Annotated in this window: 21 protein-coding genes; 15 read left to right on the forward strand and 6 right to left on the reverse strand. The window is 51.5% G+C overall.

What is annotated here, in order from left to right; genetic code table 11:
- From QN378_RS06580 to QN378_RS06590, 3 genes are all read left to right on the forward strand, one after another.
- On the forward strand, positions 1–2,664 hold the full coding sequence (locus tag QN378_RS06580; protein ID WP_322170335.1) for a TniQ family protein: 2,664 nt from the start codon (positions 1–3) through the stop codon (positions 2,662–2,664).
- A 904-nt stretch (positions 2,665–3,568) separates the two neighbouring features.
- The gene (locus QN378_RS06585; RefSeq protein ID WP_322170332.1) at positions 3,569–3,856 is read left to right on the forward strand and encodes a hypothetical protein; all 288 of its coding nucleotides are present in this window, start codon (positions 3,569–3,571) and stop codon (positions 3,854–3,856) included.
- A 124-nt stretch (positions 3,857–3,980) separates the two neighbouring features.
- Positions 3,981–4,364 (forward strand): histone-like nucleoid-structuring protein, MvaT/MvaU family, encoded by a 384-nt coding sequence (locus QN378_RS06590; protein ID WP_322170330.1) that lies wholly within the window; start codon positions 3,981–3,983, stop codon positions 4,362–4,364.
- Positions 4,365–5,257: 893 nt separating this feature from the next.
- On the opposite strand, the gene QN378_RS06595 is transcribed toward QN378_RS06590, so the two are convergent.
- Positions 5,258–5,521 (reverse strand): type B 50S ribosomal protein L31, encoded by a 264-nt coding sequence (locus QN378_RS06595; RefSeq protein ID WP_322170327.1) that lies wholly within the window; start codon positions 5,519–5,521, stop codon positions 5,258–5,260.
- Between the two features lie 834 nt (positions 5,522–6,355).
- Here QN378_RS06595 and QN378_RS06600 point away from each other — a divergent pair.
- Positions 6,356–6,730: a hypothetical protein gene (locus tag QN378_RS06600; RefSeq protein ID WP_322170324.1), complete on the forward strand. Its 375-nt coding sequence runs from the start codon at positions 6,356–6,358 to the stop codon at positions 6,728–6,730.
- 263 nt (positions 6,731–6,993) lie between these two features.
- Positions 6,994–7,413, forward strand: coding sequence for a hypothetical protein (locus QN378_RS06605; protein WP_322170321.1), 420 nt, complete (start codon positions 6,994–6,996; stop codon positions 7,411–7,413).
- Between the two features lie 889 nt (positions 7,414–8,302).
- On the opposite strand, the gene QN378_RS06610 is transcribed toward QN378_RS06605, so the two are convergent.
- A complete protein-coding gene (locus QN378_RS06610) occupies positions 8,303–9,292 on the reverse strand; it encodes a hypothetical protein (RefSeq protein WP_322170318.1) in 990 nt (329 codons plus the stop codon).
- Positions 9,293–9,377: 85 nt separating this feature from the next.
- Positions 9,378–9,593, reverse strand: a complete 216-nt coding sequence (locus QN378_RS06615; RefSeq protein WP_322203547.1) for a transposase — start codon at positions 9,591–9,593, stop codon at positions 9,378–9,380.
- A 742-nt stretch (positions 9,594–10,335) separates the two neighbouring features.
- Between QN378_RS06615 and QN378_RS06620 the strand changes: the two genes are divergently transcribed.
- Positions 10,336–10,611 carry a hypothetical protein gene (locus QN378_RS06620; protein WP_322170316.1) on the forward strand — a complete coding sequence of 92 codons (276 nt, stop codon included), beginning with the start codon at positions 10,336–10,338 and terminating at the stop codon, positions 10,609–10,611.
- 130 nt (positions 10,612–10,741) lie between these two features.
- Here QN378_RS06620 and QN378_RS06625 read toward each other — a convergent pair whose 3' ends face one another.
- Positions 10,742–11,047 (reverse strand): helix-turn-helix transcriptional regulator, encoded by a 306-nt coding sequence (locus tag QN378_RS06625; protein ID WP_322170314.1) that lies wholly within the window; start codon positions 11,045–11,047, stop codon positions 10,742–10,744.
- A gap of 122 nt (positions 11,048–11,169) precedes the next feature.
- On the opposite strand from QN378_RS06625, the gene QN378_RS06630 reads away from it, so the two are divergent.
- Positions 11,170–11,658 (forward strand): hypothetical protein, encoded by a 489-nt coding sequence (locus QN378_RS06630; protein WP_322170311.1) that lies wholly within the window; start codon positions 11,170–11,172, stop codon positions 11,656–11,658.
- A gap of 320 nt (positions 11,659–11,978) precedes the next feature.
- Here QN378_RS06630 and QN378_RS06635 read toward each other — a convergent pair whose 3' ends face one another.
- Positions 11,979–12,440, reverse strand: coding sequence for a helix-turn-helix domain-containing protein (locus QN378_RS06635; protein ID WP_322170308.1), 462 nt, complete (start codon positions 12,438–12,440; stop codon positions 11,979–11,981).
- A 299-nt stretch (positions 12,441–12,739) separates the two neighbouring features.
- Between QN378_RS06635 and QN378_RS06640 the strand changes: the two genes are divergently transcribed.
- The 4 genes from QN378_RS06640 to QN378_RS06655 all read left to right on the forward strand — a co-directional run bounded on the left by QN378_RS06640 (position 12,740) and on the right by QN378_RS06655 (position 15,723).
- The gene (locus QN378_RS06640; protein ID WP_322170306.1) at positions 12,740–13,471 is read left to right on the forward strand and encodes a metallophosphoesterase; all 732 of its coding nucleotides are present in this window, start codon (positions 12,740–12,742) and stop codon (positions 13,469–13,471) included.
- 974 nt (positions 13,472–14,445) lie between these two features.
- Complete coding sequence (locus QN378_RS06645; RefSeq protein ID WP_322170304.1) at positions 14,446–14,850, forward strand: DUF6957 family protein; 405 nt, start codon at positions 14,446–14,448, stop codon at positions 14,848–14,850.
- Entirely contained in the window at positions 14,847–15,326 is a 480-nt protein-coding gene (locus QN378_RS06650) for a DUF6957 family protein (protein ID WP_322170301.1), read from the forward strand. The genes QN378_RS06645 and QN378_RS06650 overlap by 4 nt, the downstream gene beginning before the upstream one ends.
- Complete coding sequence (locus QN378_RS06655; RefSeq protein ID WP_322170299.1) at positions 15,319–15,723, forward strand: hypothetical protein; 405 nt, start codon at positions 15,319–15,321, stop codon at positions 15,721–15,723. Before QN378_RS06650 ends, QN378_RS06655 begins: the two co-directional genes overlap by 8 nt.
- A 284-nt stretch (positions 15,724–16,007) precedes the next feature.
- Here QN378_RS06655 and QN378_RS06660 read toward each other — a convergent pair whose 3' ends face one another.
- A complete protein-coding gene (locus QN378_RS06660; RefSeq protein ID WP_322183866.1) occupies positions 16,008–16,640 on the reverse strand; it encodes a hypothetical protein in 633 nt (210 codons plus the stop codon).
- A 355-nt stretch (positions 16,641–16,995) separates the two neighbouring features.
- On the opposite strand from QN378_RS06660, the gene pyp reads away from it, so the two are divergent.
- From pyp to QN378_RS23550, 4 genes are all read left to right on the forward strand, one after another.
- Positions 16,996–17,373 carry a photoactive yellow protein gene (gene pyp / locus QN378_RS06670; protein WP_322170296.1) on the forward strand — a complete coding sequence of 126 codons (378 nt, stop codon included), beginning with the start codon at positions 16,996–16,998 and terminating at the stop codon, positions 17,371–17,373.
- Positions 17,374–17,409: 36 nt separating this feature from the next.
- On the forward strand, positions 17,410–18,702 hold the full coding sequence (locus QN378_RS06675; protein ID WP_322170292.1) for an AMP-binding protein: 1,293 nt from the start codon (positions 17,410–17,412) through the stop codon (positions 18,700–18,702).
- Positions 18,703–19,392: 690 nt separating this feature from the next.
- On the forward strand, positions 19,393–19,992 hold the full coding sequence (locus QN378_RS23545) for a PAS domain-containing protein (RefSeq protein ID WP_416350624.1): 600 nt from the start codon (positions 19,393–19,395) through the stop codon (positions 19,990–19,992).
- A 147-nt stretch (positions 19,993–20,139) separates the two neighbouring features.
- The gene (locus QN378_RS23550) at positions 20,140–20,853 is read left to right on the forward strand and encodes a methyl-accepting chemotaxis protein (RefSeq protein ID WP_407074082.1); all 714 of its coding nucleotides are present in this window, start codon (positions 20,140–20,142) and stop codon (positions 20,851–20,853) included.
- Positions 20,854–20,953 lie beyond the last annotated feature (100 nt).

Consider the following 20,953-nt stretch of genomic DNA (forward strand, 5'->3'; position numbering starts at 1 on the left):
ATGGGGCGGCGCTGGATTGGGAGCTCTGCAAACCAAGCGCCGCTTGAAAGCGTACTTGAGTCGATCGGCGAGTATGGAGGGAATACTCATGGCAAGCTGATTATCGTTAGAGGAGAGGCTGGAGCGGGAGCTAGCGCTTTCGCTTCACGTCTCCATTCAATGCTGTTGCGCAAAAACATCCGAGCCGTTTTCGTCCCCCGAGCCCCCTTTAACGCAGACTTTGTTTTTTCTTCCCACTTCTTGAAGTCACTGGGCTTACCCAGCTCTTCTGTTGACATGATCTCAGGCCAGAAAGTCAGGCTGCATTACGAGGCAGCGATCCATCTGCGTCGTTATCAGGCTGTTATCTGCGAAGATGCTCACGATTTTTTTCATAAGCGCCAGATGAAAGTCCAAAACATCTATGGATCCATCCAGCAACTGACCCAACCACCTTACGGCCACTGCGTTGTGCTTTGTGGACTACGCGATCCATTGACTGAAGTGGGGCACGTTGCGCAAGCGATGAAGATTGATGTCGAGTACGTCGATCTGGAGCCAATGCCTTGCGACCCGCACTACCTGGACTTCGTCCGTGACATTGCGACGGTCATGCGGATGGGCAATCCCGGCAACCGTGTTAACACATTCCTACTCTCTCTCAGAGCGAAGGGACGGGCGCTCTTACCGCTACCAGCCAGCGAGCCACGGGAGGTGCTGGTTCGACAATCTACGCTGGCCTCCGTCGGAGCAGATTCCGATCTCGCGACTGAGCAGACTCACCTGGGTGCGTCATCCTTTCTAGCGCTTTATCCTTGCCCCTTGACCTTCTGTGGGCTCGACGTTGGCATTCTGCACGCACACACAAAGGGGTTGGTCGGGAACACCGTGACGGTGGTCAGGGGGCTTATGGCAGCCTCAGTGGCAACTAAGGCTTCCACCTACTTTGACACGTTTGACTCCTACCCGCTGCCACCAAATGATGCGTTTCCGAGCTCACCTGCCCGCTTTGAACGAGCGAAACAGCAGAAGGTGGCACAGGAAACAAAAGGAGCAGAAGGCACTGAAGAAACCAAACAAGCTAAAGAAGCAGAGGCCGCCATTTCATCAATCGGCTCAATCGCCGACGAACTCAGTCACTCAAGCGACGCAGCACTTGATCAACCAGCAGGATCAGAAGATCTTTTAAGCCCTGAAAGCGAACTTGGGTGCGATGACTTATTTAGGCGCCAACCCGACGCATCTGACACTCTACGCGGCATGCAAATCCTACTGCCTTTCGTATTGGGCGAGGATCGGCAGATAGAGGTACAGTTGGAGCTTAACCTTGTCATCCCTATCACACGGACAGATCGGCCAGTCGCTGCGCCGTTTGTCGCTCCTGGAGGAGCTACAGAAAAAGGTCTTTCATTGAGTACTGTGTCGGGCAGCTCAAGCTGTCTTTATAACCAGCGCTCAGCTTCAATCGATTCGCTTACTAGCGGCAGCCGCAAGCAACGCGGGGCATTCTCAGGTTACTTGACGCCACTTCATGACGAAACCTTGGGCTCATGGTTATCACGGAATGCGGCGTCGAGCGCGGTCACTGTCATTCACGATGGATTTCTGGAATGGTGCACCGCGCTGCTGCAGCCTACGGCCACCCCGTTTGCGCTAGCTACCGCTCACGATCTCAGTCAGCTCTCCAGCACCAAGAATGCTGCGGAGCAGGTCGACTATGCAGATGAACACAAACCCTGGAATCCGGAGGTGCTGCTTGGCAGCCCTCGCTCCCAAGATCATGGCCAGGATGCGAGAGACCTTGAGTGCGATGACCTCTACAGGTCTGAGGTCTTCCTGAAGGCGTTCCCTGACCCGACAAGCACCCATGTGACGGAGCGCTTTCGTCTGCCGATCAATGCAGTGGATCAAAATGATAACCGCCGCTTCTGCGCCCAATGCCTAGAGGAAGATGTGGCCGCGATGAGAGCTCCTGCGTTGCGGCGTGCATGGCGTAACAGAGGCTCAGCTCTCTGTGCCGCACATCGCCAGCCAGTATTGCTACAGCAGTTGGAAAAAGGGCACCTGAGCAACTTCACGGGAGGCTGGCAAGCGTATATGCAGCAAACAACGCGAGGGTACTTCGATCATGGGGTAGGGCTGGTTTCTCGCGACCGTTGGGGATACCAAACTGCATCAGCCGAAACTAGAATTTGTCGAATAGTTTTGCGGATTCAGGTTTGGGTGGAATATGCGCCTGTGGTACCTGCGTATATGCGCCCATCCAAATATTCGCTGTACTTCTTGCTTGGCATCTTCTTGTACCAGGGTAACCTTGTTAGCGATGGCGGCGCCGCCCGTTGGTTCCTGGTAGCTGCCCGAGGTTCGAAGTTAAATTCGCATGAGTATGACAAACCAACCGTTGCGCAGATGGTTAAAAATATCGAGTCGGCCCCGCCACGCTCGTTAGCGATTGCTTACTTACTTCTGGGTTCGGCATTTGATCTTATCTCCAAAGAAGAGGTGTGGTTTATACGCCAAACTTTAATATTCACTGCCAGTTCTTTTCCGGTGACGCGCGACGAGCTTAAATTACTAACACGGTGCTTCCAGTCTTATCACCTCGATGCCATCTGGAGCAGCGCACTTCAGAATCTACCCATCGACGATCTCGTTCGACTGGCTTGGTTGCTAAGGGATCGTTAATGACTCTAAATATGAACAAGCGGCGGAGAAAATCTGTTACCTTCAAAAATTATGGAACATCGAAGTGCAGCAGTGGCTCGTTAGAAAGGTAGATCTTCTGATAGTGGTCAAGGTACCCAAGTTGGTACTACTTAGAATCAAAAACAAACAGCTACCTGACCATGCAAGCGCGTTCAATCCTCACGGAGGCAGTGTAGGCGTGAGGAGCTAGGCGATGGGATACACCCATAGGTTGCACCGTTCCCACGGAGACATGGAAGCACGGAGGGTTAAAGGACGCCGAGCGCCGATCGGGTTGAGTCGCTATTTCCCTCTTTGTCACCGTAAAATTTAGCGTGATCGTGCACATCCGCCGTCCAAGAATGCACGACCCAACTGTCAATATATGAGAAAATGTCTATATTCGAGAAGCTCTGACACCACCGAGATAGAGCATTTATGCTTCGGGGAGCGACGGAGCAGGGGGCTAGGCGCTGCTATCGAAAAAAACCGCAAGGCCGATATTCTCAAAAATGTTAAATTTAGCGCTCGCTTTAAGCGTCTTTAAGCATAAATTGATAATATGCCATTCACGCATAGCTGGCCCGCCTATGATGGCACTGTATTTCTCATCGGAAAACGGTTCGATCGATTGTTACGGTTTGGTGATGCAATCGCTTTAACTATCTGTTTTAGAAAGATAAATTTAGATGGGCGTCTATGATCATCTGTTGTGGGATGGCCAATGAATAGCAAAACGTCCGTCCGTCGCGTCAGGAAGTCTTTGGTCTTTCCACGGGAAAAGTTAATTACTTGATTATACAGGCTTTTATGTTTTGCGACACGCATGCTAAACGCTACTGTCGGCTTTGAGCGGTGCATTTCATGCGCTACACTCAAGTCAAGTCCGAGCGGGCAGGCAGCTATGAATCGACCCCATACGTTTGTAAGGCACCTACAAATTAAGAGTTTGCTGGCACGAATTGACAGCGACATGCATGCGCTTGAGACCAGCGATGTCAACTATCAACTGGATCGGGCATTCAGTGCCGAGCTTGATGAGCTAATAAGCCGATACGGGTACACGGATCAGGAAGTAGTGGAGCTGGTAGAGCTCGTTGAGGCTCATGAAACTCACGGCAGTGATGGTATAAAAGTGCTGATAGATCGCATCTCTCCGGGCATTGACACTAGCGCAGGTGATGAGGCGTGAGGTATGTAACTCTCAATGGCACGCCTGCCGTCCTGTCAGGTTTCGCAGTTGCCACTTGTGGGCTATACGATCGCGCGGGCGAGGATAATCAACGAGTCGGTGTTTATTATAGGGGGGATAGGTGATGACTGCGATCATGGATTACTTAGCGCTTATGGGGAAGCTAAAGAAAATCGAAGATGACACTTCTCTAGATAGGGACGCCCGATTCTATCAGGAATTTGTAGCGTTGAAAGCCCGATACAGTTTTAGTGCTACAGATGTTCTCAGATTATTGAGGCCAGCGGCGTCGGTCTCTGCGCCCTCACTGGTTGAAGATCTGTTCGAAGCACTCTTATCAGAAGAGAAGTTGAAGGCCGCTGCGAATTCAACTACAAAACCGTTGCGCCGGTATCGAAACCCTCACACCGGAGAAGTCGTGGAAACCCGGGGCTCAAATCATGGCCGCCTTAAAGAGTGGAAAACGCAATATGGTGCAGATGTGCTGCCTAGTTGGAGAGAGTTATAATTGTCCAAGTAGAGTCTCCTCTAGTCACCCTTCGCGTCATAGCACCCCGGCTGGGCTTCTCCTATGGTTCATATTTGCTGATCTTTAAACCAGCTTTATGGCCCGAAGCGCCGCTGAGGCTCTACATAACGTCACGTATTGCCTTCTCGACGTTCTCCTCAATACGGGCCCCTCTACCGAGGGGGCGGCCTACCTACACGGCTAATAAGATGGCCCGGCGGTCAGGGCGGGCTTTTTGCAACGGCTAGAATCTTCCCTGTGTAGATGGGATGCGAAGCAGTTTTCGACATCTGGCATTACTCCCCGATAGGTTCTACGTGCCAGAGTCGGAAGCTGATGCGGATGCGGATGCCGCACAGTTCGGCATCGACCATAAGACAACGAGGGAGGGCTCCAAGACTGCATTGCTGTTTAACCAGAAGCTCCGCCAATCACGGCTGACGATCTTCGAACTCAACCAGCCCAAACCCGGCATGGCTCTTTTGAAAGCAAAAATATTCAGATGTGTTTCTGGACACTGGAGCACGGTTACGTGACCGCAGTCGTAGAGCGAAGCGAGTTGGATAGATATGGGCGCGATTGACCGGCAATATAACGGCGGAAGGAACCGGTTGAATGATGGCTCGTACAGCATTCTGGCAGGGGCTGATGAAGGGGGCGATGGCGTAGACGATAAGACGGACGAGAGTAGGGCAGGCGTCGCCTCACTTATGTTTCCTGGAATCAATCACAAAACCCAAAGCAATTTGGATCTGTCCAGGCACGGCCCGCACCTCTGTGATGCAACAACGAATCTAGACCACTTGTTTGCGACCAAACGAAAGCAGCCCCTTGGGTTAAGGGGCTGCTCGGGGTCGCTGGTTTGGGAAGCGGATGAGCTAGTAGATAATGAATCACAGCTGGTCGCGCGAGCTAAATCCAGCGAAGCGTTGGTTGAAACCAGCAATGCGGCCTTCATGGGTAGCCGTACGCTGCTGACCTGTGTAGATGGGATGCGAGGCGCTCGATACATCCAACGCAACGTAGGGGTAGGTATTCCCGTCACTGTGCTTTTGCACCCTGTTGGTGTTGGCGGTAGAGCCGATAAGAAAGAAGGCATCGGCAGCAGTATCGTGAAACAGCACTTCTCGATAATTCGAATTCGTATTGGATTTCATGATGCTCTCCGTTTTCCAGATAACTATGTCAATTCGATGCCGGTATCAGCGCCGCAATTGAAAGCGTCCGTTGACTGCTTGATTCAAATCATCGTGCATCTCTGGCGTCATGTAGAATCGATTCAGATGATGGAGATAATCTCAAGGGGCAATATGCGGGTTAGCTCAAAGTCTTAATAAGGGACAGTTCGGCTTGCTTGAGTAAAGAAGGCCAAAGCTGGTGACTAATTTATCTAGGGGCGCCGGCGGATGGCCTCCTGTGCATGATGGATTGGTGTCTAGCAGACGGAACGCCGCTGGAGCTAGGCAAGTTGCCTGGCCATACATTCGGCAAGTCGTGAGATAAAATGGATTTTGAGCAGCTTCAGGATCTAGCACGCGGTTTGTTTTGGCAACGTGTCGAGCCTGCGGCGCAATCACGTTTTTTAAAAATCGACAGTAGAGGCCTAAGCTTGCTGCCGCAGCCAATCTGTTGGTGGCGATGCGGGGCGAATCAGCCCTGTGGCTGTCGCGGTATCGATCAGAGCTGCGCCGGGTTGGCCGGGCGATTAGAGTGCGGGTCTTCGGGGGAGCGGGCACGACACTGGCCTAGGTGATGGAAAAATCAGGGAGGCCAGCATTGGTTCGAGTGGTCGATTTTTGGCTATTTGAAGATCAGCGGATCATTCTGCCTTGCTCAACAACGGTGCTGTTGGTGCGGCTCCACATTGCTTTCCATGGATCCCGTCATATTTTTTGACCAGATCCAAGCTGGCGTTGTATGCCGACGTCATCAAGTCAGCGTTGGTTGCGGCTTCGGCGTCATAGCAGTACAGGTATCGATCGCACTGACGAATGCAAGCCGTGCATGTCTGTATTTATCCCGGTGAGGTACGTCAACCCCTGGCTATCGTGCATTTGAAGAACGAGGAGGATTTCTTCGACAACCGAATCTTCAAGTTCGTGGAAGTGCTCAACGGTGTCGGTGCTTTGGAGGCTGGCTTCTATAAGCGGATCAAATACGGTACCGACGATGATCTCAGGATCAAGCCGATTCGGGACGGCTTCAGCCGTGGCCTGGCCGACCTCATGCTCGCAGATTATGCAGAAATGGTCTGGATCGGATCGGATGGCGAAGTCCACGTCGACTCGCGCATCGTCAGAAAAATGGTGAGAGACGAAGTCAGCGATCTGATGATCTTTGAGGCGAAAATGAGCTTCCGGGTTTGATCGTAAACGCCTGGAATTAACAACGTGGCTCTGGTGGTGGCGAGCTATCTGGGCTTTGCTCAAGCTGGCCACCGACCGATCGACCGACCGCCTGGCTTGACTGTATGTGAGTGACCCAGTCCTCCCCAGACAGCTAGACCATGATCATAAGGCTGGTGCGGGGTGACCGAAGCCCCATCTTGACCAAGACACGTCCTGGATCCGCCGGCAGTGGTAGCCTAAGGCTTCAATTGAGTTGGCGTAGGGTAGGGTAGGGTAGGTCAGTGAAAGCAGAGATCAAAAACAAGCTCGCGATCGGCAAGCGGAACGAATTTGCCATCTGGGGATACTTGCTCGGGGAAGTATTTGACGTGTTCCCATCGCTGGTTGACGACAAGGGCATCGATGGGATCGTCGGGCATGAAGGTCGCTACTTCGAAGTCCAAATCAAGAGTGGGGAAAACTGGAATAATCAGCGAGGGCTTAGTCGTGCTGCCGTCAGCGTGAATCCTGATCGTATTTTCTTGATCTATAACACTCTCGAGGACGAGGTTCGATATTTCACAGGCCGGCAGATTCTAGATGAGGCTGAATGGCAAAAGTCCATTGACTACAGCATTTCCCAAATCAAGCTTCCCAAGCGGATGCTGGAAAAGTATCAGGCCCATGACTGGGCCGGATTCTTCGCGTACCTGAGGTCTTAGCATCGGGGATGATCTGCTCTCAGGTAGCTACATCTTCAAAAACTGGCTCATGTCCAGAAAGGCCTTTGGGCGATCGCTTCATAAGCCGGGTAAATCAGCGAACTGGTTCGGTACATCTGCTCTCTGACCGAGCTGCATTTTCCATACAGGAGGTCGTTTTGGTTGACGCTGTGATGATTGAGCGAATTCTCTGTGTGGTCGACAGGTGCCTGAGAGGCCAGTTTCCTGACGACTACCATAAGCGGTGCATGTACGCGTCTTTCGGGATTCACAGGCTTCTCAAGGCGTTGGGGCACAGTCCTGCCGTCGTGGGCGGAAACTTCGGAGCCTTTCTTGTATCGCGAGACGAACGTAGCGCCTCGATCCAAGGGTACGCATCCGACGCTGGAGAGCATTCCCACTATTGGGTTGAGCTCAACGGCTTCATCATTGACCTTGGCCCTTACTACTTGCCTGTGGAGTCGAGCTTTCCTGCTTCGGAGGTTCCAGCAGTGTTCTGGGATACCGGTTATGAACTGCCTAGAGGGTTGGTATATCGCGCAGTAGCTCGTTATGAATCGACAGAAACGGCTCATCTTGAGCCGCATATTGTTGAGAAAATGGAGCCCTTTCTTGCCGCATGCCACGCCCGGATGTCCAAGCCACTGGTTAAGCCCAAGATTGGGAAGTGGCTTGTTACCACGCCTTCGTCCATTCAAAGGGCAGCGGGTAAGGGCGACCAGTGGGCGAGGGCCGCAATTCGCTATGAGTCTATGCCTCCCGGGCGCCTTCCCTTTTGAGTCATATCTTCCTTGTGAATCAAAAGCCCCGAGCCTCTTCGATCCCGGACAACTTGCGTTATCAGGTAGGCTTTCAGCGCGATGTCAGCCTTGGGAGATCAGATATGCCGTCAGAAGGGGATCGGGTCATCGAACACCGGGTCGTATGATGCTCTGGGCATTTGAGGGGCGGGTAATGGCGACACCACGAAGAGGTTGACGATGTCTTCTCTGTCCATGAAAAGAATCTGGCTCCGCTTGGATTGATCGAGCTTGTTACCGATCCAGTTGCGAGCCGCTTTGGTGATTTCACCCCCGGCAACGATGAAGGCGTGATCGACGAGGACTCGTCTACTGAGCTCCGAGTCGAAGATCTCATGGCCCAGCATCATGAGTACTTGGTTGTGTATTTCAGCGACGTTGGCCTGGCTGCCCTTGGTCACACTTGAAGAGTCCAGCTTCCCTTTTTTTACCTGAATTCCGAAGTACAGGACATGTTGGGTAGGCAGGACGAATTTCATCCAGATGTCTTTCCCGTATTCCAGGGCTTTGTCCTTGTGCCCGGCTGAGGTTATCCGGGCAAAGCCAAGCTGACGGAAGAGGGGAAGCAGGACGTGCTCGATAAGGTCGTCTTCGGAGCATTGGTCGAGGTACTCGATTAGCCGGTTCTTCTTCTCCGTTTCTGCCGCCGTGAGAGGCCGGTGGGGGCTTGCCGATTCGCTCGCTACCGTGCCGCTTCCGACATGTCGGACATAGCATTGGTCATCGTCACCGTAGAAGGCTTCAAACCCTTCACGCTTGATCGCGCCGTTGAGTGCCTTGAGAGCCAGCAGGCGGGGTGGCTTCTCGTTGTGGGCATCCTCGGCGTCCATCAGCAGGCGGATTACACGCAACATGGCATCCGGCGGCATCTGGGCGTTTGTTGAAGGGAAGTCGAGGAGTTTTTCCAGGGCGTTGGCCACCCAGAATCGACGAGTTCCGCCATCATGGACGAGGTCGGTGTCCGCATCCTTGAAGAAGCGTGTCAGGTTGGGGCCGCTGAGGTACTGAAAATAGCTTTCAGTGTTGTCGCCGCAGATCATCACTGCGATCTGCTCCAAAGTTTTGGTCTTCCATTTCATCCTTCGTCCCACCCGTTGACCAATCAAACGACTTTGCGAACAATGTGGCCAGCCGGCGTATCCCTCGGGCCGGGCTAACCGGCTTCTAGAGCCATACTGCGCATCCTCTGAGGATCATACGTGAAAGGTACGGAGGTCGGATGGGTGTATAGGGCAACTGATCCACCCACCGACGCAGTGCGGTCAGGCCGATATTCATGTTGGCGCAGACATCTTGGACAGACTTATTCTCGTCCAACACCAAGGCGGCAGCCTTGAGCTTGACCTCGGTGGAGCAGGAAACCCGCATGGCTTTAGTCAATTTACACCTCTGATTTGGGCGCCATCATAGCGCCCGATGAAGGTGTCCAGAATCATTAGGCCAGTTCAGGATCCTTCCTGCAAAAGTGACCGCGGGAGATTTGCATCCGAACAAGCGTGCTTCCTTGGGGGCGGTCATCGGAGGCAATCACCGGTTCAGGTATGACGATAAAGGTAACAGTACTACTCGTTTCGCAGATACGCCCCGCGAGGTTTTACCCTACCTGAGCGGCGAAGCACCTGACCACTGGGCCAAAAGCTCTCTCCCGGATATCAGGCTCTCGTAAGCGCTCCATCGCAACCGGGAGGCCGTCTTGCTCACGCTATCGTCCAAAGACGAAGGCACATCTGTAGTGAATTTTGTGCTCGTTATTTTCAAGTATAGAGCCTGAAGGGTGCCATCAAGACCGTAAGCGAGTGGGGGAACTTAAGAATGAGGGGCGCATCAGCCTCTATCGTCAGCATAAGTCTTTTTGTTCGAACATGAGGCGAAGTTCGTCAGCGTTTTACTCAGTTTTTTCATGCCCAAGCACAGCCTTCTCAGATCCCATCGGGTTCAAAACTGTTTTGCATCTATGCCCAGACAACCCCACATCTATTTCTAACTGTAGGGGGGCGGAGTCAGCAACTTTCGGAGCGTCAGTGAATTTTAAAGGCCTAGTTTGGTTAGGCGCCTAACCCGCTCGATGCCATGATAAAACCTCCAGCTACCACCACCAGCGAAATACAACAGGATGGACGTAATGCATCAACTTAAACGACTGCTAGAACAGGCAAAGCTGCGTGTAGAATCGCCATTGGCACGTAAAATAGCCGCGTGGGTACTTCTGCCGTTGGTCATGGTCGGGATTGCCAATTCTTCGCGGCAAGTTTGCCTTGCCACTCTCGATTTATTGCGTGAGCAAGGATGGAAAGCTTGGCCTTTTGCGTTCGGATGTTTAACTGTGGTTGTTGTTACTCGTTTTGCCCGAAGAGTAATACGAAATTTGAAGCAGCAGTATCCACTGATCCGTCTTTAACTGCCGTGCGGCAAGATCTCGGCGATGCTTCGCCGAGGTCGTCACGCAACGCGAAGCCAATTACCAGAGGCTGTTTGTTGCTTTGGTATTACCCAACATCACCCCCAAAGCAGTCCGGTCTCGTCTGAAGTCAGCCATCAATTAATTTCTTGGCCGCAGCCAACACTTCCCCCCGCTGCCCCTTCTTCAATTTATGAAATAAGGCAACCAGCTCAGCCTCATCATCCTGCTCGCAGTAAAAGAAAGCCACTGGGTAACCACAGGCCTCAGCGATCTGTTTGACCGTCCCCACGCCAGGCTCGTGAACACCTTTCTCATATTGGTTCATCCTTGCGCTGGCAGAAGCCTCTTCGATCCCTGCGAGAATCCCCAGCCTTTCCTGAAAGAGACCCACCGCCTTCCTGGCCTGATTAAGACGCTTACCAAAAATCGTCATTTCTCTTTTGCCCAAAAGCTAAGAGATTCTTAGATTTGAATTTACGTCGTGCTAAGACTTACTTAGGATTTCGCCGTAATGGCGTTTTGATGTCAAAAAATTAATGGCCAAGGATGCGTGTGATGTCAGAAGTAACAGTTGTCAGCGGAAAGCTGGAAGTGGTTGGGCCATCTCAGGACAAACCAGACGGTAGTGAATACACCTACCTTCGCATTGCCCAGAACGACGGAAGCACGAAACTTGTGAAAAAGGTAGGGGTAGGGCAGCTCGTTCAGTCCTACGTGCGGCCAGGCATCGAAGGTGAATTTTACTTCGTGAAGCTGGGGCGACTTGGCTACATTTTGTTTGCAATCAAAAAGTCTGACGGCCAGAAAATCTATGAAGAAAATGGATTCAAGACGTGGATCAGCAAGATGCGATTGAGCGCCGGCGTGCTTGCGTTGCTTTTCATTCCGCTCAGCTTCGTTGGACTGTTGATGGGCGGATGGATGGGATTGGTCGTACCGATCGGCTTTATCTACGTGATGTGGAAGCTGGCGTTCTCATTTCCGAAAGTGTTGAAAGAAAGCTTTCTGAAAGGGCAGTTGAATCAGCTTGGATTTGCTAACTGAATATCCGAAACAAAGACTCGCTTTGACAGCGCCAGCCCGGATCGGGAGCTCTGGCTGAAGTGCTGACTCAATTCTTATCGTTCCTAACTATTTCACAGGCGCGGCGGTGCTGATTTACCCAAAACGCAGCTACTGCCGCCAAAACGAAAGCGCTTGTCGACCTTCTGCTAGAACACATGCCGATGCGCTATAAGGTTTAACACGTATACGCGAGTGAAGGGGCCGCGCCGAAAACGTTGCCAACAGAACTCGCTTCCTGTCTGCCAAATATCATCAAAAGGCTCAGCCAATGGCACCTATAAAGTTGATTCCATTTGGTGTCAGTTGTCTTCTTTCTTCTGCAAGCGCCGGGTAACTGTCGACTTAGCCACACCAAGGATCCGGGCGACCTGCGCCTGAGAATTCCCTTCCTCCAAAAGCTTGACGATTTTTTGCTTCAAATCAGCTGACTCAACTACTCGCGGATGATCCGTCTTGCTCGGCTGCGCCGGGATTTCTGAATCCAACAAGCCAAACGATTCGAGGTCATCGTGAGCACGCTGGAGAACAGAACGCGGCGACTCCCTATTCTCAGACGCATACACAAGCGCTAAGAAAGAGAGAGGCTCCAGATTCAGTGCTTGGGCGAGCTCTTTGCTTTTCTCAAGAGAAACAGATCTTTGTGCTGACTCTAATCTGCTCACGTGGGATGGGTCGGTCTGCTTGGAGATGTCCAGTTGAGATAATCGCTGGTGGGCCCGCAGGAATTGCAGCGCTGCTGCAAAGGCGTTGCGAAGCGACATTTTAGACGTTCCTGTAAAACAAAACGGTATGCCGCGATTGCATCGTTGCGCACAAATGCTTATAGTCATTCGACGACAACGATTGCGTCGTCGAGCGAGTTGCTCGGTAGCCCGCGACGGCGAACATCGATGGATTGGCCGAATCCATGAGGCTCGCCATTGGTTGCCCGTTAAGGAATTAGATATCTATCAATATATATGTAAATCGAGAAATCGCCGGGTTTAGTCGATCTATTTCGGCTCTCCGGTTCCCCTTACAAAACTGTCCTATATCCCGCTAAATCGAGTTGCGTGACGTAATGAAAATCCAGATCTACTCAGACCTTCATCTTGAATTTTGCGAGTTTCAACCGCCCAACGTAAATGCAGATGCTGTCATTTTGGCGGGTGACATCGACGTCCTTGCCCGAGGCGTGACCTGGGCCAACGAGACGTTTTCGTGCCCCGTGATTTATGTTTGCGGTAACCATGAATATTACAAAGGTCACATCGACAAAACGCTGAAAAAAATGAAAGACGCAGCCGCGCCCCATGTCCACGTACTCGAAAACGAAGTATTTGTTTGGCAGCAAATTCGTTTTCTTGGAACAACAGCCTGGACTGATTTTTCATCGACCGGCGATGCAGTCGCAGCCAGCAATTTGGCGTGGGAGTGGATGAATGATTTCAGATTGATTCGGGCAGATTCTACCTTTCGACGCTTGCACCCGGATGACCTTGTCACCCGAAACAAAAAGTCTCGCGCCTGGCTAACTCAAGAACTGGAAAAACCATTTTCTGGCCCGACTGTTGTCGTGACTCACCACTCTCCAACGCCTGCGGTTGTCGGCGACAAGCATGATGGACATTTGACTGCCGCGTACACAAACCACTGGCCTGAGTTAATTGAAAAGGCGGATGTGTGGGTGTTCGGACACACGCATCAAGCTGTTGATATTGAGCTTGTGGGCTGCCGGATCATCTCGAATCCACGAGGTTACCCAGGAGAGAGCACTGGGTTTAAAGAGGGCTTGGAGGTGCATATTCAATGACCTTTATTTTGCAGGATCGGAATGACCCAAGGTATAGCCGGTACCGGATCAAAACTTTTGGAGCGACCATGGCTGACTTCAGGTTTTCGCGTCTGCCTACCGTCGTTCAAAGAGCTCGGGAGGCAATTCCTGATTATGACGTTGTTGGATTTTTGGCTTGTGCACTTGAGCGGCCGCCGAGGATGACTGGGCTGATGTTTTGTGATCATTGCAATCGATTTCCCGAAGGACTGCCTGTGCATACACCTCCGATTGAAAAAAGATCGCACCGCGACGGATACATGGTCGTCCAAGTGGAGGGAGGAGGGCTATATGTGGTCGCACATTGGTGGTTTGAGAATGGTGCTCTCGGGCCGTTTCACTCAGTCCAATGAATATGAAGACAAGAAAAGAGGCTCTTGCCTCTCGGATACTCACCCAGGCCGACGCGCCAGTAGTACCACGCGTAGTCGCAGCAGCCATGAGGATCAATTTCGGCGAGCCTATTACGGCATACCTTTGCCATGCCCGACTTCACGGATATTGCGCGGTAGGCCTGGTTTTTGGAGATCGCTTTGGAAGGTTTGCCGACGGCAACGCTATCCATACTTCAAGCGTCTTGAGCAGAACCATGATCAGCGGCTATAGCGTCATTGAAACATTCAATAGTCGTTACGTCATTTGCACTTGGGCCACCGAGGAATTTGGGCCACGGTTCTTGGGGGCTACGCACTGACGTACCCCTTGGAGACGGAAGAGTCGATCTCACTCCATGAGCTTCTTGATCCATTTTGCTACTTAGATCCCGCTGTCGATTGCTCAAATAATTGACAACGATCAGGCGGGTGCCAACGACTCAGCGAATGGATCGGATGAGGTTGGATCGCAGTGTCGGGCACTTGCTGCTCAAAGCCTTGCAGCTAAACAAGCAAGCAGAAATGAGTTACAGCCGAGCGGGCGAATAACCTAAACGTATTAATTTTGAGAGTTACTTAATGTCTGACTCACTGAATGCCGTTGCCGGATTTCTTCATGGCAACGGCGAGCCACTTCTTGGCTTTGAGGGGGATGATGCCCAGGCTGAAGCCGAAGCGATTTTGAATTGTTCAGGCCGCCAGTATTGTGTGGTGCGTGAGTGGATAATCGCGCACGTTGAAGTGCCTGACGACTATCGTGCTTCGCTCTCTGCCGATGGTTTGGAACCGAATGTCATCTATGCTTTTAATGTTGTACTTCATAGTGCTGGCAAGCGGCGCGGGGGCGATTGGGTGCGCAGTACTTTTCAGCGTTCTAATAGCGAAGTGCACTTGTTTAAAACCAAGAATACGACCTACGTTTTGCTCGGCCCGGGGGTCAGGAAAAACGTCAGCGCCAAGACTATCCTGGCGATCCTCGAATGAACCCAGCCGCCGACGATAAGAAACAACTGCAATCTAAAATGCCGGTTTCGGATGATGAGTTACTGGGGGAGCTGCTCTTTGGGCCTGCATTGATGCGGCACGGTTCAGAGCTCAACGATGCAGAGCTCGCGCGCATTACATCTGAGACTTTTCCCGCACGGTCTTTTTGTATTGTAAGAATCTGGATGCTCATCGATGTTGAATTCACTCCACGCCTCGTCCGTCTGCTTGAAAAAGATGATTTGAGCCCAACAGTGCTTTATGCCAATTCGACTACCTACGCGGCCGATGCGCAGAGCGATACATCACATGGGGTTCTCTCGGGTTTTCAGAGAAAATACCAAGATTGTTTTTTCGAGACAGAAGACATGATTTATGTACTCGCGGGACGTGGGGCGCGGAAAAGCGCCGGCGTTCCCACTGTTTTTGCCTTGGCAGAAAAATGCGGTCGTGACTTCCGGAGGAACCATGACTAGCGATCTTCTGCCGATTCTGCGCGAACGCTATCCCTCGCTGCTGGGCGATCCAAATCTCTGTGAAATTGGATGTTTCCCAGGCTGGCTGACGCTTTTGGATGACCTGTGCGCAAAACTCAAAATTTATCTAGATGCGCATTCCGAAGTTCCAGCAATTACCGTAGTGCGGATCAAAGAAAAATGGGGCGAGCTGCGATTCATTTACCATGGCGGTGACGAGGTCTGCCGAGAAATGGTGAGGAGGGCGGTAGAGGCGTCGTTGACTGTCTGCGAGGTATGCAGTGCCACAGGAGAGTTGATTGGCGATCGTTGGTTTGGGGTTCGCTGTGCTGTCCATATCTCATGTTCACCTGTCCCTACCGCAGCGGAAACCAAGGAGGGCAGAGATGACGAATGATCGCACAGACGTGAGTGCGAACAGTCAATGTTGAACAGCGACATGCCGTGACGCAGGAGATGGAAGTGTTGACCCCATTGTCGATCTACCGCTAGAGGTTATGGTTGCTGCTAGTCTTAGTATCGGTGTGTTCGCGTTCGACTTGACCAGCACACCGGAGTTAAGACCGGCAGAAAGCGACCCATAGCTGCCGATCAGATGAGGCAGAATTCGGGTCATTAGCAGACATCCTTTGCGAATGGCAATTCGATCACACCTACCACCTTACCAAACCCGTCGATCTTCTACAGACCGTAACATTCAAGTGTCGAGATTTTTCCTGGCGCACGTTTCGGATAGATGATGTCAAGCCAGCGAATAGCGGTGTCTGGGTCAAGCTGAACCTCCCTCATGTAAGGTAGTCGCGGGAAATCTACTGCGGCGGCGGCCAATGCTTCCTTCGCATATTGGAATTGACCTGCTACTCGGTACCGCTCTACCAGCGCGAGGGCCATACAAGCTTCGACCTGCAGTGGCACCTTGATTCCTGTGGGCTTGAAGCATTGACCGTAGTAGCCGTTCAGGTGCTTTAGGTGTTCAGAAGGTGGCCACTCTGTATCGGAACCCGCTATGGCCTGAGCAATCAGCGACTCCAGGCTAGGCTGGTTGAGAAGCTCGACATCACCCTTCTTCAGTGACGACTCACCTTGTTCGCAACCGAGGTAGTAATGCTTCAGGTAGATGAATGCCAAGAGAGCAATCTTCGGAGATTTTTTCAGTCCATGCTTGATTCTAATGCCAGCCTCTAATACCGGGCGCAAATTCTTCAATGGTTGATTGGGAAAGTCCGCCAAGGCTTGGCTAAGGAGTGTCACCAACCCTTCGAAGAATCGTGAGCAAGTTTCCGCCGCCAGGCCTGTGGGGGCATAGATCCACATAGAGGGATGCCATGTGATACCCAGCACGCTTGGATTCTGCACTGAACGCGGCGGCGGCGTCTTTCACAAGTGTGACGTGACAACCCATTTCCATGCCGTAGCGTCCAGTGGACTCAATGCAGGTAAGCGACCTAGCATTTCCCTCTCGCTGAGGCGACTCAGCCCCCCAATAATCTGATGATTGAAACCGCGCCGAGCACGACCAGTCTTGGCCGGGGACGCTAATCCTGAGCACATTCACAAATGACCAACTGCTTAAAACCGGAGTTGTACAACCCCTGTACATAAGATATTGTTTGTACAGATTTGTACGATTTTGAACAATGTCGCTGCAGTTAAGCAGCAGGAGTTACCCATGCAATTGATAAGCTTTGGATCTAATGACATCGAGAATACTCTCGCCAAGATGTCGGCTGGACAGCTCGACAAGGTTGCATTTGGCGCTATTCAGCTCGACGCATCCGGTAAAATCTTGCAGTACAACGCTGCGGAAGGGGACATTACCGGCCGCAAGCCGGGCGAAGTAATAGGTAAAAACTTTTTCCGTGATGTAGCACCTTGCACCAATCGACCCGAGTTCCAAGGCCGCTTTGCCGACGGCGTCAAGAATGGCAACCTCAATACGATGTTCGAATATGTCTTCGACTATCAAATGAAGCCCACCAAAGTAAAAGTGCACATGAAGAAGGCCTTAACCGGCGAAACCTATTGGGTTTTCGTCAAGCGTCTCTGACCCTTCTTTTACGTTAATCAGCCAGCAGGGATCATCTTGAACCGACTTGAACTGGATAAAGCCAGCATCCTGGCTGTCATAATCTCGCTACTGGCTGACGAGCTCAAAGCCCTGCGTCACCTATCTTCACACCAGACGGGTAGCGAGCGCTGGAGCGCGTCGACCCTGATAGGTGAAATGCAGGAAACATCCCCGCTCGACCAAGACGAGATAGCAATCGGCGCCGACTCACTGGAGCTCCTGAGTCTAGCGACGTGTGTCGCAATGTTCTTCAACATCTATGAGAGTGGTCTTGAAGACTATCTGCTGCGCTTTAAGACCCTAGGGGAGTGGGCAGATTTGGTTGCAACTGCCCGCCGTCGAGGAACTGAGAACGTTACGTTTGCTACGTCCGGAAGCACGGGTACACCTAAGCAATGCTTGCAGCAGTGGGATGCCCTAGTCACGGAGACATCTTTTTTTGCTGAGTACTTTGGCTCCAGCTCTAACCTGCCGACGCAACGAATCATCGCACTCAGTCCATGCCACCATATTTATGGCTTTATTTTCAGCATACTGTTGCCGCTACAGCTGCAATTACCAGCCGTAATACGCGCGCCGAAAGCACTCGCGATGATCCACCAGCGCAAACTGCGGGCAGGCGACTTGATGATTGGTTTTCCGTTTATCTGGCGACAACTAAGTCGTCAGGGCACCAGCTTTCCGGCGGGGACTAAAGCCATCACCTCTACTGGCCCATGCGACCCTACGATAATTCGCGAGTTGCAAAATCAAGGCATTGATTGCATGGTCGAGGTATATGGCTCAAGTGAGACAGCTGGAATTGGTGTTCGAAGCAATCCCGACTCACCCTTCCAATTACTTCCTCGATGGCAACGCGGTAATAATGCCACCACCTTGGCAGAGTGTGAAACTGGCACTGAATATGAATTGGACGATGAACTGAAGTGGCTGGGTCAGACACATTTTCTGCCTGAAGGTCGCCGCGATGAGTGTGTACAGGTGGGTGGGATCAATGTGTTTCCGTCCCGCATTACCGAGCGTTTGCAGAGTCTCCCCGAGGTTGCGGCTGCGGCTGTTCGGCTTATGTCTGCGCTCGAAGGTGAACGCCTGAAAGCCTTCATCGTGCCTGTCGAAGGTTATGTTGACCATGAGGCTCTAGAGGCGTTCCTACATGCCTGGTGCATACGTAATCTCATGGCAGTTGAACGCCCTAAAGCGTTCACTTTTGGCCTGACGCTGCCACATAACCTAATGGGTAAACAAAGCGACTGGCCGATAAAGGCGGGTATTTCGGCTGAAGCTTTACTCATGGAAATGATAGAGTGAAAAGCTATTTTTGAATTATTAACAGAACTTGTAGAGGCAACTGAAGACAGTTTACCTTTAGACAAGTGGCCGCTTTGTGCAGTCTTGATTTATGTTGATAAAAATCTGAATACTTTTAAAAGCGGTCTGAGCAACATGCCGACTGCAATGGTCACTCTAGTCCGGCCAAGAAAACCGGTTGGCCTATTACCTGAAGTTGAAGCTCATTGTATTTAGGCTCGTACTTGTTAGTGACCTACGGATTGCGCGGCGCCGACTTCTTCGGCATGAAGGCTTTCTGTTTTCTTTCGCAATACTATTTCAAAATTCACTCGGATGAATGGTATCTATATACATATATACTCCTAAGAGCATTGCGCAGAGTTTTATTCCTATGACATTATCCGAATCAGAAAATAGAGGTATTTAGGATATGATTCTAGTTCGGCAGTGTTCTTAATAGACAAGGGAGTAATATTGGCGTCAGTTTAAGGGCGCCAATTCTAGACTTATTTAAGGTCGGAAACTCACTTATCCAAATGGAGACATAGTTAATTGGTCTTATATCGTGGTGCCACCCGTTGTGAACTCTAATATTTACAGGACTATTTATGCGCCAAAACCTCCCTGTGACGGGACGTAATCTGGAACTGTCCCGGGACGACCGATCCTGAAGGCCATATCTCATACGTTAACCATGACTTCATCAATATCAGTGGTTTCACCGAAGCGGAGCTATTGGGACAATCACATAACATCGTAAGACACCCGGACATGCCCCCTGCCGCTTTTACGCACATGTGGGCTACGCTGAAAGCAGGTCGCTCATGGATGGGTTTAGTGAAAAACCGTTGCAAAAACGGTGACCATTACTGGGTCAGCGCCTTTGTCACACCTATCAGCAAGAATGGTAAAGTTGTTGAATGCCAGTCCATAAGAACCAAGCCAAAACCTGCGCAGATTCTGGCTGCGAAAAAGTTATACGCGCATTTGAGAGAGGGTAAATCACTACCAGGAAAGTGGTCGCCGGGTCTTGGGATTAAATTGGCTTTGCTTGTTTGGATGGGCAATCTGGTCAGCGTGGCAGTGGCAAATTTTATCATGCCTATGACTTTCAGCGGCACGATGCTTGCGATGCTCTTAGCTGGCGGCTTGAGCTCAGTCGCTATCGTGGCCTTGTTGTCTCCTCTGAATCGCCTCACTCTAAGGGCCCTGGCTATTGCAGATAATCCCCTTAGCCAGTTGCTCTACACAGGACGTAGCGATGAGTTCGGCCAAATAGACTTCGCCTTACACATGATGGAGTCTTAAACAGGATCTATTATTGGACGCATTGGCGATGCGTCCAATCGACTGGGGGAGCACGCCAACCGGCTTCTTAGTGAGATCGAGATAAGCAACTTATTGACCGCCGAGCAACACGCAGAGACAGACCAAATTGCGACGGCTGTTAATCAGATGGCTGCTAGTATTCAGGAAGTGGCCGCCAACGCTCAACATGCTGCCGATAGAGCGGGAAGGGCTTACAGCGAAACCTCGTCGGGACAACGCTTGGTTGCTCATACCAGTCAGTCTATTACCGAACTGGAAGGTGAGATTCAGCAGGCCGCACAAGTTATTCATGAGCTTGAGGGTCAAAGCAATGAAATCTCGAAGGTGTTGGACGTAATTCGCAGTATTGCCGATCAGACCAACTTACTAGCCCTGAATGCTGCGATTGAGGCTGCTCGCGCCGGAGAGCAGGGGCGAGGGTTTGCCGTGGTGGCGGATGAAGTACGCAACCTTGCGGCCCGTACTCAGCAGTCAACGACAGATATCCAAGGCATGATCAGCGCTTTGCAAGAAAGGGCCCGCGCTGCCGTGACTGTGATGGAGCAGAGCAGCCAGCAAGCACACTCCAGTGTCAGTCATGCCCAAGACGCCGCCACCGCACTTAACGGTATCGGGAAGCGAGTAAATGAAATCACCGATATGAATGCGCAGATAGCGGCAGCTGTCGAGCAGCAAGGCGGGGTTAGTGAGGACATTAACCGCAGTATCAACAGCATTCGAGATACCGCTAATGCTAACGTCCAGACAGTACTGAGCAATTTCGAAAGCGCAGCAGCTGTTGCACAGTTATCTTCGACAATGAGCGAACTGGCCAAACAGTTTTGGGAGAAACGTCATTGATTCTATTCAGTCAATATCGCTGCGGTCGTCGATAACGTTAGCTCGAGGAGGGAAGGTCTAAATCCGCAGGTGCTAATCTAATCAATACATACTGACCAAC

This window comes from Pseudomonas sp. 10S5 (assembly GCF_035019745.1).
GTDB lineage: Bacteria > Pseudomonadota > Gammaproteobacteria > Pseudomonadales > Pseudomonadaceae > Aquipseudomonas.

Excerpts from the sequence above, each read along its gene's own strand:
- QN378_RS06660 (WP_322183866.1), bottom strand. The coding sequence starts at position 16,640 with ATGTGGATCTATGCCCCCACAGGCCTGGCGGCGGAAACTTGCTCACGA.
- QN378_RS06595 (WP_322170327.1), bottom strand. The coding sequence starts at position 5,521 with ATGAAATCCAATACGAATTCGAATTATCGAGAAGTGCTGTTTCACGAT.
- QN378_RS06645 (WP_322170304.1), top strand. The coding sequence starts at position 14,446 with ATGTCTGACTCACTGAATGCCGTTGCCGGATTTCTTCATGGCAACGGC.
- QN378_RS06620 (WP_322170316.1), top strand. The coding sequence starts at position 10,336 with ATGCATCAACTTAAACGACTGCTAGAACAGGCAAAGCTGCGTGTAGAA.
- QN378_RS06580 (WP_322170335.1), top strand. The coding sequence starts at position 1 with ATGGGGCGGCGCTGGATTGGGAGCTCTGCAAACCAAGCGCCGCTTGAA.
- pyp (WP_322170296.1), top strand. The coding sequence starts at position 16,996 with ATGCAATTGATAAGCTTTGGATCTAATGACATCGAGAATACTCTCGCC.
- QN378_RS06625 (WP_322170314.1), bottom strand. The coding sequence starts at position 11,047 with ATGACGATTTTTGGTAAGCGTCTTAATCAGGCCAGGAAGGCGGTGGGT.
- QN378_RS06635 (WP_322170308.1), bottom strand. The coding sequence starts at position 12,440 with ATGTCGCTTCGCAACGCCTTTGCAGCAGCGCTGCAATTCCTGCGGGCC.
- QN378_RS06650 (WP_322170301.1), top strand. The coding sequence starts at position 14,847 with ATGAACCCAGCCGCCGACGATAAGAAACAACTGCAATCTAAAATGCCG.
- QN378_RS06590 (WP_322170330.1), top strand. The coding sequence starts at position 3,981 with ATGACTGCGATCATGGATTACTTAGCGCTTATGGGGAAGCTAAAGAAA.
- QN378_RS06610 (WP_322170318.1), bottom strand. The coding sequence starts at position 9,292 with ATGAAATGGAAGACCAAAACTTTGGAGCAGATCGCAGTGATGATCTGC.
- QN378_RS06600 (WP_322170324.1), top strand. The coding sequence starts at position 6,356 with ATGCAAGCCGTGCATGTCTGTATTTATCCCGGTGAGGTACGTCAACCC.
- QN378_RS06640 (WP_322170306.1), top strand. The coding sequence starts at position 12,740 with ATGAAAATCCAGATCTACTCAGACCTTCATCTTGAATTTTGCGAGTTT.
- QN378_RS23550 (WP_407074082.1), top strand. The coding sequence starts at position 20,140 with ATGGCTGCTAGTATTCAGGAAGTGGCCGCCAACGCTCAACATGCTGCC.
- QN378_RS06585 (WP_322170332.1), top strand. The coding sequence starts at position 3,569 with ATGAATCGACCCCATACGTTTGTAAGGCACCTACAAATTAAGAGTTTG.
- QN378_RS06630 (WP_322170311.1), top strand. The coding sequence starts at position 11,170 with ATGTCAGAAGTAACAGTTGTCAGCGGAAAGCTGGAAGTGGTTGGGCCA.
- QN378_RS06655 (WP_322170299.1), top strand. The coding sequence starts at position 15,319 with ATGACTAGCGATCTTCTGCCGATTCTGCGCGAACGCTATCCCTCGCTG.